The organism is Paraburkholderia sp. J7 (assembly GCF_905220155.1).
Taxonomy (GTDB): Bacteria; Pseudomonadota; Gammaproteobacteria; order Burkholderiales; family Burkholderiaceae; genus Paraburkholderia.
Window position 1 is genome coordinate 1 of record NZ_CAJMYZ010000039.1, and the last position, 12,644, is coordinate 12,644.

The following is a 12,644-nucleotide window of genomic DNA, read 5'->3' on the forward strand; positions in this document are numbered from 1 at the left end:
GTTCAAGCCCCATTAAATGACGAGCGAGGAAGATATGACGAGAAAATCTCTTTTTTCGACGCTCGCGAAGGTGAGCGTCCGGGCCGGCTTGGCCGCGCTGGCGCTCTCATGTGCATTCGGGGTCGGATCTGTGGCGGCGCAGGAAAACTTTCCGCTCGACCGCGCTCCCGATAACGGCGAAAATCTTGCTTCGCTGCAACACGGCGCCAAATTGTTTGTAAACTATTGCCTGAATTGCCATAGTGCGAACTTGATGCGCTACAGCCGGTTGCAGGATCTCGGCATTCCGCAGAAGCAAATCGAAGATAATCTGTTGTTTACGACCGACAAGGTCGGCAACACGATGTCCATCGCGATGCGCCCGGACGACGCGAAGGCGTGGTTCGGCGTGGCGCCGCCGGACCTCTCAGTGGAAGCGCGGGCGAAAGGGCGCGACTGGCTGTATACGTACCTGCGTACCTTTTACCGCGACGACACGCGGCCGACTGGCTGGAACAACCTGGTGTTCGAAAACGTGAGCATGCCGCACGTGCTGTGGCAGTTGCAGGGCATACGCACGGCGAAGTTCGAGGACACGACTGATGAGGAAACCGGGGAAAAAGTCCGTCGCTTTGCCGGGTTCCAGCAGGTCACGCCCGGAACGCTAACGCCTGTGGATTATGATGCCGACGTGGCCGACCTGGTGGCCTACCTCGGCTGGATGGCCGAACCCGAGCAGAAAACCCGCAGGCAGCTTGGCGTGTGGGTGCTTCTGTTCCTCGGCGTCTTGAGCTTTTTCGCGTGGCGATTGAACGCCGCGTACTGGAAAGATATCAAATAGGCACGTCCTGACCGACGTGGGGCCGGTGCGACGAGATGCCGTCTGACGGTTCAGGGACCGTCAGGCGGTTTTTTCGCCCGCTGGCCTTTTGGGTTTATTGAGGAAATGTAAATCATGATGGTTCTGTACTCCGGCACTACCTGCCCGTTCTCCCAGCGCTGCCGGCTGGTGTTGTTCGAAAAGGGCATGGACTTCGAAATCCGCGACGTCGACCTGTTCAACAAACCGGAAGACATCGCCGTGATGAATCCGTACGGTCAGGTGCCGATTCTGGTCGAGCGCGACCTGATCCTGTACGAATCGAACATCATCAACGAGTACATCGACGAGCGCTTCCCGCATCCGCAGCTGATGCCGGCCGACCCCGTCCAGCGCGCCCGCGCGCGTCTGTTCCTGCTCAACTTCGAGAAGGAACTGTTCGTGCACGTGAGCACGCTCGAGAATGAGAAGGGCAAGGCCGCCGAGAAGAATCACGAGAAGGCGCGCCTCGCGATCCGCGACCGCCTCACGCAGCTCGCGCCGATCTTCCTGAAGAACAAGTACATGCTGGGCGAAGAGTTCTCGATGCTCGACGTCGCGATCGCGCCGCTCCTGTGGCGCCTCGACCACTACGGCATCGAACTGTCGAAGAACGCCGCGCCGCTCATGAAGTACGCTGAGCGCATTTTCAGCCGTCCGGCGTACATCGAAGCGCTCACGCCGTCTGAAAAGGTCATGCGTCGTTAAGTAGTATCCTGGCGGTTGCAGGTAACAGAGGCGGCGTGCACAGCGTGGGTGTGGATGCCGCCTCGTGAAAGGATTGTTGATGCAAGAGATTTCCACCAAGCCGTATCTGCTGCGCGCGCTGTACGAGTGGTGCACCGATAACGGCTTCACGCCGCATATCGCGGTGCGGGTCGACAACCGCACGCGCGTGCCGCGCCAGTTCGTGCGTGACGGCGAGATCGTGCTGAACATCAGCTTCGAGGCGACGAGCCAGCTGCAGATGGGCAACGAGATGATCGAGTTCCACGCGCGCTTCTCGGGCAAGTCGCACAAGATCGAGGTGCCGGTGCCGAACGTTCTCGCGATCTACGCGCGCGAGAATGGCCAGGGCATGGCGTTCCCGGTCGAGTCGCCGCCGGGCGACGCCGACGACGTGCTGTCCTCCGAGGACCACGAAGAAGCCGAAGCGCACGAAGTGCGCGACGAGCCTGCCGAGGAATCCGCCGCGCCGCTCGCGCCCGTCGCGTCGCGCGCTGCCGACAAAGATGACGAAGGCGGCAGCAAGGGCGGCAAGGGTCACCTCAAGATCGTGAAATGAAGTAGAATAGCGGGCTACGCCGGCTTAGCTCATCTGGTAGAGCAGTTGATTTGTAATCATCAGGTGGCGGGTTCGAGTCCTGCAGCCGGCACCAAATTCGAAGTAAAGCGTCAAGACAAAGGGTTACGTGAAGTTCACGTAACCCTTTGTGCTTTCTGGGCTCACTCCGCCCATTCCGGGTCGCTCGTGAACATGATCGTGAGCCAGCGGTGCGACTCGTCCCCGCCGATGGCGCGGCCAATTTCGTCGCGAATCGCGTCCCATTCGGCGATGCGCTTTGGCGGCATGTCGGGCGGCACGACGAAATACAACTCGATCTCGCGCGAACGGCCCACTTTCGCGACATAGGCGCGGTAGTACTCGAAGGCGTAGCGCTCGACGAAGGTTTTCGCGACGGTATCGACATGCTGCTTGAGATCCGCGGGCGCGACGAGCAGCACGTCCAGCAGTGCCTGGCGGATTTCCGCGAGCGGAATCGGAATGATCACCGCGCACACCACCACGAGTGCCGCCGGGTCGACGTAGGGCGTGAGGTGTTCCCACGCCGTTCCCTGAATCGCATAGCCGACACTGAACGCGATCAGCAGCGCCGCCGTGATGCCCGCGGACATGATCCACGACTTGATGTCGAGGCGCACGAAGTCCGAGTGGATTCGACGGTTCGCGCGCGATTCGAACACCGCCATCGCCGCGCAAGCGCTCACGGTGAGCACGGCGTAGACGAGCGCCGGGCCGAAGTGCAGTTCGTGGCCGCCGGAGAGCAGGTTCGTCACGCCGTTGATCAGCGCATAGACGGCCACGCCTACGAGCAGCGTGCTGTTCAGGCCAAGCACCATCGGTTCGAGGTGCCAGAAACCCATGGTGAAGCGCTCGCGCCATTTGCGCGGCAGGTCGACGTTGACCGCGTAGGAGGTGATGAGCCGCACGACGGCGAGCGCAAGCGCGCTCATGCTCGCGTCGACGAGCGAATAGACGCCGTCGAACACAATGGAAAACGAGCCGGAGATCAGGCCGAACAAGATGCCGATGAGGGCGATCACCAACGTCGTGGCGATCGATAACGTCAGCACGCTGCTCTCGTCGGAGGGACTGAAGAATCGTAGCCGTTCCATGATGTCTGCTCTCGCGCGAGGATGAGCAAGACTAGCCGACTCGCCGTGACGCCGTCGCGCAGCTGGCCGGTCAGCTTGCTTCGTGCGCGATCGGGCCGGCGCGGCCTTCCACTAGATCGATCTCATGTGCCGACAAGCCAAAAGCCGCGTAAAGGCGTCGATCTATCTCGCGCGCGATGTCTTCCGCTTCCGGGGCATCGCATCCGGACTCGTGAGCGCGCAGCAACCGGGTTACGCAGTCGGCGATCTCGTCGCGCACCGAAGCGCTGCCTGGCACGGGCAACGCGTCGATCATCGCTTTCGTGAATGCCACGCCGCCGTTGTAGCTCGACGATCCGTACCTCGCGCGAATCAGGAAAATCGAGAGCGGGCAGTTGAGGAGCGCTGCCGCGAACTTCAGCAGCGGTTCGTCGTCCGAGCGCAGAATCAGCGTGGTCTTGCCGGGAATGGTGTCGCCGGCGAGATCGAGTGTCGCGTCGAGCCGCGTGAGGCCTTTCACGATCACTTTTTTCGCATTGGCTTTCGCGCCGTAGCCGTTCGAGAACGTCGAGGCGAAGCGCTCGCGCTCGACCACAGGTGCGTCGTAGCGTCGCCCGAGGTAGGTCATCGGCTTGCTGCCCCAACGCGAGACGTAGCGCCCGAGCGTGCCGGTGTTCACCACGCGGTAGTGATGGTCAGTGAGCGCATGCTCTTCGGCCTCTTCGACGAGGGGCGCGAGCCGGTAGGCGTCCGATGTCGCGCATGCGTTTTCGCAGGGTAGCAAACCACCGAGCGTAGGGTGCGCACGGCCGATCCGCTGGACGAACGCGGCATGTGGCGAGAGCAGCGCGTCGAGCGGCCACGGCGCCTCTAGCGTGCGTTTGTCGGTTCGCGCCAGCTCGCGAAGCGTTTCGCCCTCGATGCGCGCAGTCGCGATGGCGGGCGTGCCCGACTCGCGAAAGACCGTGATGATCGAATCTACGCGCGCCTGTTCGAACACACCGCGCCCGAGCCCGACGATGCGTTCGATTTTGTCCAGATGCCGCGCGCGCAGCGCGTTGCCGAAGGGCTTCGAGAGCCACTTGTCGGGCGTGAGATACGCCATTGCGCCACCAGGCTTGAGGAGCGCGAGGCCTAGCTCCATGAACACGATGTACAGGTCCCAGTTGCCCCTCGCGCTCGGCCAGCGCTGCGCGAGGCGCTCGCGCAGCGCGCGCTGGCCCTCGTTGATCATGCGCTCGGAATCGATATAGGGCGGATTCGCAATGACAGCGTCGAAGCGCTCGAAGTGGCCTTCGGCGGTGAGGAGGTCGGCGAACTCGATGCGCCATTCGAACGCCGTGGCCTCTTCGGGCAGCGTTTCGGCCAGCCTATTTGCAAGCGCGTTGCGCAACGTGTCGCGCAGTTGGGCGAATCGAGCGGCTTCGGTGCGTCTTGCGGCGCGTGTGGTGGTCGTCCGCAGTTTTGCCGCACTCGCGCGATAGTTCGCGATTAGCGCTGCGTAGTCGCGAATGGGCGTATCGAAGTCAAAACTGCTGAGCGTCGCGTTGCCTTGCTTGAGGTTGGTCTCGAGGTTTGGCAGCGAAGCGGTGAAGTCCGCGTGTTCGAGCAGTTCGATCCACAGCCGCAAACGCGCCATGCCGACCGAATCGGCATGGATGTCCACACCAAAGAGCGAGCGCTCTACGATGTCCCGCTTTACACGAAAGAGCGCGGCTTCGATCTTGCGGATGGCCTCGCCATCGCGCTCGTGTGTGAGCGGCTCGCCGTTCGCGTGCGTGACGCCAAGCCGGTCCGCAGTTACGTCGATGCGGCAGGCGCTAAGCGCTTCGAGGTCGCACGCGTTCAGCAAGCCAAGGCGGACTTTCAGCACGAGCAACTCGTTGAGCGCTGAAACGAGCAGATGCCCTGAGCCCACGGCGGGATCGCAGATGCGCAGCGAGTCCAGAATCGCCTGAGCTTCGTCGCGATCGTCGATCACTTCGGATAGCTGATCGATGCTCGTGGAGTGCCAGCCGTTGGCGCGATTCAATCGATTCAGCGCCGCATTTGTGATGGCGGGACGGGCGAGTTGCATCGCGACGCTGCCTGGCGTGTACCAGGCGCCATCGCGGTAGCCGTTGAGCTTTTCGAAGACGAGCCCGAGCGAAGAGGCGTCGAGGCAACGCGCGTTCGCCGCGGCTGGCTCGCGCGCGACCAAACCGGCGGAGAAGTCGAACGCGGCAAGAAAATCGAGCAGATACCCGAGCACGTGCTGCTCGCCGCCCGCATCGGTGAGCACGGTTGCGGCGAAAAGCGGTAGCGTGGCGCTCTCGTCGAGCTCGCCCATGCCGAGCAGGCCTGGGTCCAGGTCTTGCGGCTCGAAAAGCGACCCGTCGAAGCGGGGGAGGTGAGCGAAGCGAGCGGGGGGCGCGGCTTCATCGCCATGGAGAACGGCGTCGCACAGTGCGTCGAGATCGCTGAATGAGCGGATGCGCCGTGCGTTCAAAAACGCGTACGGCGAATCGCCGCCGTGGAGCGTTAGCAGACGTGTTTCGAGCACCTTGAGAAAAACCAGGCGGCTGATCCAGGCGATGCAAAGCCGCAGCGCGAGTTCGAAACGGTCGGCCTCCGTCCGTTCGTTCTGGCTCTCGACCTCGCACGCGGCAAGACGCGCTAGCGCGAGTTCGATCAGTGCGCCACGCAATCGCGCGTCCGGCGCGAGTCGCGTCACGGTGCGCTCTGCGCCGGAAACGTTCTCCCGCAGCCCCACGATATGCAGCAGTTCGGCGTAAAACCCCTCGTCGAGCCCACCTCCGGCGTTGGCGCGGCGCGTGCGCGGTTTGCGCGCGCGGCGTGTCGGCTGGGTGGTTTCTGGCATGGTCTCGAGCGGGTGGGCGTGGCCTGGCGAGGCGCGGTCGGCGCACATTTTACTGCCGCCCGCGTGCGTTTCGTCCTATGCCGTCTGGCCGAGTCGACGCGCCTGCCCGTCTGCGCGATGATCGGTGCAAAGGCGATGCGGCGGAACGTGCCGCGTCGCCGTGCTATATGATGGCGCCGCGTAAGGCGCCCCGGGGCGCCAACCGGCGGCCCGGCAACGCATCGACGAACTGGCTCGCCGCATCGACTATCCGACCTATGACCGAACATCCCACTCTCACCTGGCCCGACACCGAAGGCCCGCGCACGGTGCGCTGGCGCTCCGAGGCGGGCGTGCCGCCGCCCAAACGCGTGGTCATTGCCGACGATCGCACGACCGCGGACACTGCGTACCGCCTCGCCTGCGAAGGCACCGCCCTGCTGTGGCGTGGCGACTTTCAGAACGCGCGTCAGTTGCTGCTGGCCATGGCGCGCCGCGCGGAGCGCAAGCCCCGCAAGGCTGCGTCGCCCAAGGCGCCCGCCTCACCGCTCGAAGCGTTTCATCTGCACCGCCAGGCGCAGGCGCAGCGCGCCCGCACGCTCGCCATGGTGCTGATTCCGCTCGAAGGCGATTACGGCATCAACCTGCGCCGCGCGCCCGACGTTCGTCTTGCGTGCGAAGAGGCGTGGGGCGCGCCCGATGGCGAAGCTTCTGCTGTGTCGTTGCGTGAAATCCTCGGTCTCGTTGGTGCGCACGAATGGCGCAAGAAGGGCGTCGAGATCGCTGCGCTGAATGGCGAGCGCATTCATCCGTACTACGGCGTGTTTTCGCCGGTGCGCGGCGAATATGTCGATCTCGTCGCGCGCACGGCGCTGCCGTCGCTCGAAAAGGCCTTCGATATCGGCACGGGCACGGGCGTGCTCTCCGCCGTGCTCGCCTCGCGCGGTGTGAAGTGCGTGGTCGCCACCGATCAGGACGCGCGGGCGCTGGCGTGCGCGCGCGAGAACCTCGAGCGCCTCGGCTATGCCGCCCAGGTCGAGGTCGTCGAGGCGGATCTGTTTCCGCCGGGGCGCGCGCCGCTCGTCGTCTGCAATCCGCCGTGGGTGCCGGCGCGTCCCGCGTCGCCCATCGAATACGCCGTGTTCGATCCGGAGAGCCGCATGCTGCGCGGTTTTCTCGGCGGTCTCAAGGACCATATCGAGCCGGGCGGCGAGGGGTGGTTGATCCTGTCCGATTTCGCGGAACATCTCGGGCTACGCACGCGTGAATCGCTCGTCGAGATGATCGTGGAGGCTGGACTCGAAGTGGTGGGCAGGGAGGACATTCGTCCGCGGCACCCGAAGGCTTCGGATCCCAGCGATCCGCTGTATCGTGCGCGCGCGGCCGAGCTGACGTCGCTGTGGCGCCTCAAAGTGCGCGCGCAGTGAGCCTGCGGCAGGGAAAACGTTGGCAAAAAAAGAAGAGTACGGGCCGCTAACGGCCCGTATGGGAGTCGAGCATCGGCGTCGGCAGCGCAAGCCGCCGCGCCGGCTTTAAGTCAGGTTCACATCGGCTTCACCCTGGATAGGCCTCGTCGACCTTGAGGCCTGCCAGCTTGAAAATCACGCGCAGCGTTTGCGGCTTGATATCGCGGCGCGACGCCAACGCCGACATCACGAAATCGAGCACCTTCGCGTACTTCAGCAGGATCAGGCAGGTTTCGAGATCCGATGGGCCGTCGCGCATGCTTTCCGCAACGCGCAGCATCTCCACCGAGATGTCGCGCGCCATTTCCAGTTCCAGTTGCTGCTTTTCCGTCCAGTCGGGAACCGTGATGAGTTTCGTAAGCAGTTCCTGGAATTTTTGCTCTGCGTTTCCGTCAGGTATCGTATTCATTGCATGCCCCATGCAAGGCCATACAGCGTCGTGCGCTCTTCGCGCAGCGAGGACTGCGCCAGCCTGATTCATCGCAACCGGCACTCCCGGAGCGACCTCCCAATGCGCGCCTGTCGATTCGTTGCCGGCTGGTCGCGCTACGTTTTGGTCCTTTTTTGGGCATCGGGGACGATAATCCTCGTGTCTCTTCTACTCAACCCCTCCCTCCTGTCCGCACGTGGGTCAGCGTGCCTGGACGCTATTACGACACTCGCTGCTCTTATGGGTTCGGCAGCCTTGACTAGCTTTTTTCGTAAAATGACAGGAATACCGCAACCCTTCTGTCGCCTGTCGCACGTTTCGCGACATGCCACGCCTTTCCTGTGACCACGCCGATGTCCAGCAAGACTTATGAAGTCCGTCCGAACCAGTCTGTCGAACTCCTCAAGGAGCTCCACATCCTGACGCGCGACGGGAAAATGAACCAGGACAGCCGCCGCAAGCTGAAGCAGGTGTATCACCTGTTCCAGTTCATCGAGCCGCTGCTCAAGGATCTCAAGCAGGATGGCCGCGACGTGACCCTCGTCGATCACGGTGCGGGCAAGTCCTATCTGGGCTTTATTCTCTACGACCTGTTCTTCAAGGATCAGCGCGACAGGTCACACATTTATGGAATCGAAACGCGCGACGAGCTCGTGCAGCATTCGCAGGAGCTGGCCAAACGGCTGGGCTTCGGCGGCATGTCGTTCCTGAACCTTTCGGTAGCCGACTCGATCACGTCGCCGCAATTGCCTGCGACCGTCGACATCGTCACCGCGCTGCACGCCTGCGATACGGCCACCGACGACGCCCTGCGCTTCGCACTGAAGAAGCGCGCGCGCTACATCGTGGTCGTGCCGTGCTGCCAGGCCGAGGTGGCGGGCGTGCTGCGCCGCAATAAGGGCAAGTCGCTCGGGCAGGCGCTCACGGAGATCTGGCGTCATCCGCTGCATACGCGCGAATTCGGGAGCCAGATCACCAACGTGCTGCGTTGCCTGCAACTCGAGGCGCACGGCTATCAGGTGAGCGTGACGGAACTGGTGGGCTGGGAGCACTCGATGAAGAACGAACTCATCATCGCCCAGTACAAGGATTTGCCGCGGCGCCGCCCCGCGCAGCGGCTGAACGAGATTCTCGATACCTTTGGGCTCGCGGACCTGCGCGAGCGCTTTTTCGCCGACGAAGGCGAGGCGGCCTCAGAGGTGGCAACCGAGGGTTGAGCGGGTGGGCGGCGCGGCGTCAGTCGCGCTTGTTCATCCAGTCTTGCCAACCGGCGAAGCCGAGCTTGCGCAGCGTTTCCTGGTTGCGTTCATAGATGTCGGCGGCGTCGGGGAATGCCTCGACCGCGCGCTCGATGCTCGCTTCCCGCAGTAAATGCAGGATCGGATACGGCGCGCGGTTCGTGTAGTTCTCGATGTCGTCGGGCTCGCTGCCCTCGAACTGGAATTGCGGGTGAAAGCTCGCGACCTGCAGCGTGCCTTCCAGCCGCAACTGCTGCACGAGGCGCTCGGCGAACCAGGTCGCATCGTTGAAATCGGCGAAGTCGGCGAACGCACGCGGCAGGATCAGCAGCGTCGTGTCGATCTCCGCGGCGTCGGCTTGAGCGAGCGTTTGCAATTCACGCTCGAGATCGATGAGGACACCTTCGAGATCGGTCGCCTCGCTGATCACGTAGCGAATCTGGTTTTTCACGTGCACGCTCTTCGCGAACGGGCAGAGATTCAAGCCAATCACGGCGCGCGTGAGCCAGTGGCGGGTCGCTTCGAGAATGGCGGCGTGGTCGGGGGACAGAGCAGCGGGTTCGTTCATCGTGTCATTTTACGGGCGGCTAGCGCCGAGGACATGCCGCTTCGATCAACAGCTTTGCCATGCGCGGCGCCGCGAGAATCGGGCCGCAGCCGGGGCCGTAAGTCTGGCTTGCGGCGTAGATGCCTTCGACGAGCAGCGCGAGTTCCTCCGCAAGCGCGGCCGGATCGCTAGCCCCGGCTTCCTGCGCAAGCGTGGTGAGCCGCGCCATGAGCTTCGTCTTGTTGTTGTCGACACTGCGCCGCGCGGGATGCGTGGCGTCGGGAAATTCGGTTGCGACGTTCACGAACGGGCAACCGCGATAGCCCGTCGCAGAGGCGCGGTGCGTGAGGTCCTCGAAATACTGCATCAACTGCTTCGCCGGCTCGCCCGGATGCTTCGCGAGACTGGCGTCGAAGCGCTCGAAAAAGCGCACATCGCAGCGCTGCAGGTAGGCGACGACGAGATCGTCCTTCGACGAAAACTGCCGGTACAGGCTCATCTTGTTGACGCCGGCGCGCTCGACCACAGCCTCGATGCCGACCGCGCGCACGCCCTCGCGGTAGAACAGCTCGTCGGCGGCGCGCAGCAGGTGCTCGTGGGCGCGCGCCCCGGCCGTTTGCGCGCGGGGGCGGGGCTTGCGCGCAGAGGCAGTTGACGTTTCGTCGTGGCCTTCGTGTTTCATGAGGGCATCTCGCGATCGGGGTGATGACTTGACATGTTACCGAGCGGTAACTACTATCGCAACACACTTGTGACCGATCGGTAACAATCGAGCGATGGCGAATCGTCGCAGCGAGCGGTCATACCAACGAAAACATTGGCATGTCGAAACCCGGCGCGCCGTGACAGGAGCACCAATGAACTGGGCAGCGAAGCGAATAGGCGGGCGTTTCCACTACGGATGGCTCGTCGTGGCAGTGGTGTTTCTGGTGCTGCTGGCGGCGGCCGGCACGCGTGCGACGCCCAGCGTGATGATGGTGCCGCTCGAGCATCAATTCGGCTGGAGCCGGGCGACGATCTCGCTCGCCATCTCGGTGAACATCGCGCTCTATGGCCTCATGGGCCCGTTTGCGGCGGCGGCCATGCAGCGTTTCGGCGTGCGTCCCACGCTGCTCGCGGCGCTCGGCACGATGGCGGCGGGCGTGGCGCTTTCCGCGCTGATGACGCATCCGTGGCAGATGATCCTGATCTGGGGCGTGATGGTGGGCGGCGCCACTGGCGTAGCGGCGCTTTCGCTTTCGGCCACGGTCGTCACGCGCTGGTTCCACTCGCACCGCGGGCTTGCCATGGGCATCCTCACAGCGAGCTCGGCCACGGGCCAGCTCGTGTTCCTGCCGCTCCTCGCGGCGATCGTGGAGAAGCACGGCTGGCAGTCGGTGGTGCTCGTGGTTGCCGTGGCCGCCGCTGCGGTGCTGCCGCTCGTGCTGTTCCTGCTGCCCGAGCGGCCCGCGAGCGTGAATCTGCGTCCGTTCGGCGAGGACGAGAGCACCCCCGTCGCGCCGCCGGCGCCGCATCAAAACCCGCTGAAGATCGCGTTCGACGCGCTCTTTTCGGCGAGCCGCACGCGCGACTTCTGGCTGCTCTTCTTCAGCTTCTTCATTTGCGGCGCGAGCACGAACGGCTATGTGGGCACGCACCTCATCGCCATGTGCGGCGACTACGGCATGACCGAAGTGCAGGGCGCCTCGCTGCTCGCCACGATGGGCATTTTCGACTTGTTCGGCACCACGCTCTCGGGCTGGCTCTCGGACCGCTTCAACAGCCGCGTGCTGCTGTTCTGGTACTACGGGCTGCGCGGACTTTCGTTGATCTATCTGCCGCATGCCTTCGGCATCGACTTCTTCGGGCTGCCGATTTTCGCGGTGTTCTACGGGCTCGACTGGATCGCGACGGTGCCGCCTACGGTGCGCCTTGCCACCGACGTTTTCGGCAAGGAGCGCGCACCGATCGTGTTCGGCTGGGTCGTGGCGGGGCATCAACTCGGCGCAGCATTCGCGGCGTTCGGCGCGGGCCTGTTGCGCGCGAGTCTCGGCACCTACACGGTGGCGTCGATGATTTCGGGCGGCCTGTGTCTCGTCGCGTCGTTCCTCGTGCTGCGCATCAACCGCGGTCCGCGCGCCGTGGGCGTGCAAACGGCCTGACGACGCGCACGCGGACCGCGACATCAACGCGCCGGTTCGCACTTCGGCGAATCCCAACGGGCGACGCATGAGCGTCGCCCGTTGCGTTTGAGCGTATTTCACGCGCTGCGGTTATTCTAGTGACCCCCGGGCACGCCGCCCGCCACCCCAAGGACACACAAGGCATGACGAAGCACAAACCCGCACCGACAGCCGTGCCCATTCACGAACTCATCGCCGGGCGCTGGAGCCCGCGCGCCTATTCGAGCGAGCCGGTGAGCCGCGAGGCGCTGCACGCGGTGATCGAGGCGGCGCGCTGGGCGCCCTCGGGCTACAACCTGCAGCCGTGGCGCTTTATCGTGTTCGACCGTAGCGCCGACGAAATCGCGTTCAAGCGCGCGTTCTCGACGCTCGTGCCGTTCAACCAGCAGTGGAACGCGCCGGCGCCGGTGCTGATCGCCGTGACGGCGCAGACGCTCAACGCGAAGGGGGAAGTGAACCGCACGGCGCAATACGACGCAGGTGCGGCGGCGATGTCGCTCGTGCTCCAGGCGCATGCGCTGGGCCTCGCCGCGCACCAGATGAGCGGTTTCGACGTGCAGGCGTTCCGCAAGGAATTTGCGCTGCCGAACGACGTGGAGCCGCTGTCGATCATCTCGATCGGCCACTACGGCGAAGCCGAGAAGCTGGAACCGGTGCTGCGCGATCGCGAGAAGGCGGAGCGCACGCGTTCGGCGGTGGGCGAGATCGCCTACGAGAATGGCTGGAAGCACCCGTTCAAGGGCTGAGC

12 protein-coding genes and 1 tRNA gene are annotated in these 12,644 nt (G+C 64.0%); 8 read left to right on the forward strand and 5 right to left on the reverse strand.

Annotated elements, in window-relative coordinates; genetic code table 11:
- The first annotated feature begins 34 nt into the window (after positions 1–34).
- The 4 genes from U5A58_RS37755 (at position 35) to U5A58_RS37770 (ending at position 2,217) form a co-directional block, all read left to right on the forward strand.
- Positions 35–820 carry a cytochrome c1 gene (locus U5A58_RS37755; protein ID WP_415774351.1) on the forward strand — a complete coding sequence of 262 codons (786 nt, stop codon included), beginning with the start codon at positions 35–37 and terminating at the stop codon, positions 818–820.
- A 114-nt stretch (positions 821–934) separates the two neighbouring features.
- On the forward strand, positions 935–1,546 hold the full coding sequence (locus U5A58_RS37760; RefSeq protein ID WP_027797364.1) for a glutathione S-transferase N-terminal domain-containing protein: 612 nt from the start codon (positions 935–937) through the stop codon (positions 1,544–1,546).
- Positions 1,547–1,625: 79 nt separating this feature from the next.
- Positions 1,626–2,123: a ClpXP protease specificity-enhancing factor gene (locus U5A58_RS37765; RefSeq protein ID WP_321965139.1), complete on the forward strand. Its 498-nt coding sequence runs from the start codon at positions 1,626–1,628 to the stop codon at positions 2,121–2,123.
- An 18-nt stretch (positions 2,124–2,141) separates the two neighbouring features.
- A tRNA-Thr gene (locus U5A58_RS37770) sits at positions 2,142–2,217 on the forward strand.
- A gap of 67 nt (positions 2,218–2,284) precedes the next feature.
- Here U5A58_RS37770 and U5A58_RS37775 read toward each other — a convergent pair.
- Both U5A58_RS37775 and U5A58_RS37780 read right to left on the reverse strand, forming a co-directional pair.
- Positions 2,285–3,235, reverse strand: a complete 951-nt coding sequence (locus U5A58_RS37775; RefSeq protein WP_321965140.1) for a cation diffusion facilitator family transporter — start codon at positions 3,233–3,235, stop codon at positions 2,285–2,287.
- 70 nt (positions 3,236–3,305) lie between these two features.
- Positions 3,306–6,074 (reverse strand): Eco57I restriction-modification methylase domain-containing protein, encoded by a 2,769-nt coding sequence (locus U5A58_RS37780; RefSeq protein ID WP_321965141.1) that lies wholly within the window; start codon positions 6,072–6,074, stop codon positions 3,306–3,308.
- A 257-nt stretch (positions 6,075–6,331) separates the two neighbouring features.
- On the opposite strand from U5A58_RS37780, the gene U5A58_RS37785 reads away from it, so the two are divergent.
- Positions 6,332–7,480, forward strand: coding sequence for a class I SAM-dependent methyltransferase (locus U5A58_RS37785; protein ID WP_321965142.1), 1,149 nt, complete (start codon positions 6,332–6,334; stop codon positions 7,478–7,480).
- A 127-nt stretch (positions 7,481–7,607) separates the two neighbouring features.
- Here the strand turns inward: U5A58_RS37785 and U5A58_RS37790 are convergent, their stop codons facing one another.
- Positions 7,608–7,928 carry a DNA-binding protein gene (locus tag U5A58_RS37790; RefSeq protein ID WP_233883048.1) on the reverse strand — a complete coding sequence of 107 codons (321 nt, stop codon included), beginning with the start codon at positions 7,926–7,928 and terminating at the stop codon, positions 7,608–7,610.
- A 374-nt stretch (positions 7,929–8,302) separates the two neighbouring features.
- Between U5A58_RS37790 and U5A58_RS37795 the strand changes: the two genes are divergently transcribed.
- On the forward strand, positions 8,303–9,166 hold the full coding sequence (locus U5A58_RS37795; RefSeq protein WP_321965143.1) for an SAM-dependent methyltransferase: 864 nt from the start codon (positions 8,303–8,305) through the stop codon (positions 9,164–9,166).
- Between the two features lie 19 nt (positions 9,167–9,185).
- On the opposite strand, the gene U5A58_RS37800 is transcribed toward U5A58_RS37795, so the two are convergent.
- Both U5A58_RS37800 and U5A58_RS37805 read right to left on the reverse strand, forming a co-directional pair.
- Positions 9,186–9,755 carry a DUF1415 domain-containing protein gene (locus U5A58_RS37800; protein ID WP_321965144.1) on the reverse strand — a complete coding sequence of 190 codons (570 nt, stop codon included), beginning with the start codon at positions 9,753–9,755 and terminating at the stop codon, positions 9,186–9,188.
- Positions 9,756–9,774: 19 nt separating this feature from the next.
- Positions 9,775–10,416 (reverse strand): TetR/AcrR family transcriptional regulator, encoded by a 642-nt coding sequence (locus U5A58_RS37805; RefSeq protein ID WP_321965145.1) that lies wholly within the window; start codon positions 10,414–10,416, stop codon positions 9,775–9,777.
- Positions 10,417–10,591: 175 nt separating this feature from the next.
- Between U5A58_RS37805 and U5A58_RS37810 the strand changes: the two genes are divergently transcribed.
- Together U5A58_RS37810 and U5A58_RS37815 are read left to right on the forward strand one after the other, a co-directional pair.
- Entirely contained in the window at positions 10,592–11,875 is a 1,284-nt protein-coding gene (locus U5A58_RS37810; RefSeq protein WP_321938283.1) for an MFS transporter, read from the forward strand.
- A 164-nt stretch (positions 11,876–12,039) separates the two neighbouring features.
- Positions 12,040–12,642 (forward strand): nitroreductase family protein, encoded by a 603-nt coding sequence (locus U5A58_RS37815; protein WP_321915868.1) that lies wholly within the window; start codon positions 12,040–12,042, stop codon positions 12,640–12,642.
- Positions 12,643–12,644: the final 2 nt, after the last annotated feature.

Coding starts and splice junctions, on each gene's coding strand:
- U5A58_RS37755 (WP_415774351.1), top strand. CDS start 35: ATGACGAGAAAATCTCTTTTTTCGACGCTCGCGAAGGTGAGCGTCCGG.
- U5A58_RS37760 (WP_027797364.1), top strand. CDS start 935: ATGATGGTTCTGTACTCCGGCACTACCTGCCCGTTCTCCCAGCGCTGC.
- U5A58_RS37765 (WP_321965139.1), top strand. CDS start 1,626: ATGCAAGAGATTTCCACCAAGCCGTATCTGCTGCGCGCGCTGTACGAG.
- U5A58_RS37775 (WP_321965140.1), bottom strand. CDS start 3,235: ATGGAACGGCTACGATTCTTCAGTCCCTCCGACGAGAGCAGCGTGCTG.
- U5A58_RS37780 (WP_321965141.1), bottom strand. CDS start 6,074: ATGCCAGAAACCACCCAGCCGACACGCCGCGCGCGCAAACCGCGCACG.
- U5A58_RS37785 (WP_321965142.1), top strand. CDS start 6,332: ATGACCGAACATCCCACTCTCACCTGGCCCGACACCGAAGGCCCGCGC.
- U5A58_RS37790 (WP_233883048.1), bottom strand. CDS start 7,928: ATGAATACGATACCTGACGGAAACGCAGAGCAAAAATTCCAGGAACTG.
- U5A58_RS37795 (WP_321965143.1), top strand. CDS start 8,303: ATGTCCAGCAAGACTTATGAAGTCCGTCCGAACCAGTCTGTCGAACTC.
- U5A58_RS37800 (WP_321965144.1), bottom strand. CDS start 9,755: ATGAACGAACCCGCTGCTCTGTCCCCCGACCACGCCGCCATTCTCGAA.
- U5A58_RS37805 (WP_321965145.1), bottom strand. CDS start 10,416: ATGAAACACGAAGGCCACGACGAAACGTCAACTGCCTCTGCGCGCAAG.
- U5A58_RS37810 (WP_321938283.1), top strand. CDS start 10,592: ATGAACTGGGCAGCGAAGCGAATAGGCGGGCGTTTCCACTACGGATGG.
- U5A58_RS37815 (WP_321915868.1), top strand. CDS start 12,040: ATGACGAAGCACAAACCCGCACCGACAGCCGTGCCCATTCACGAACTC.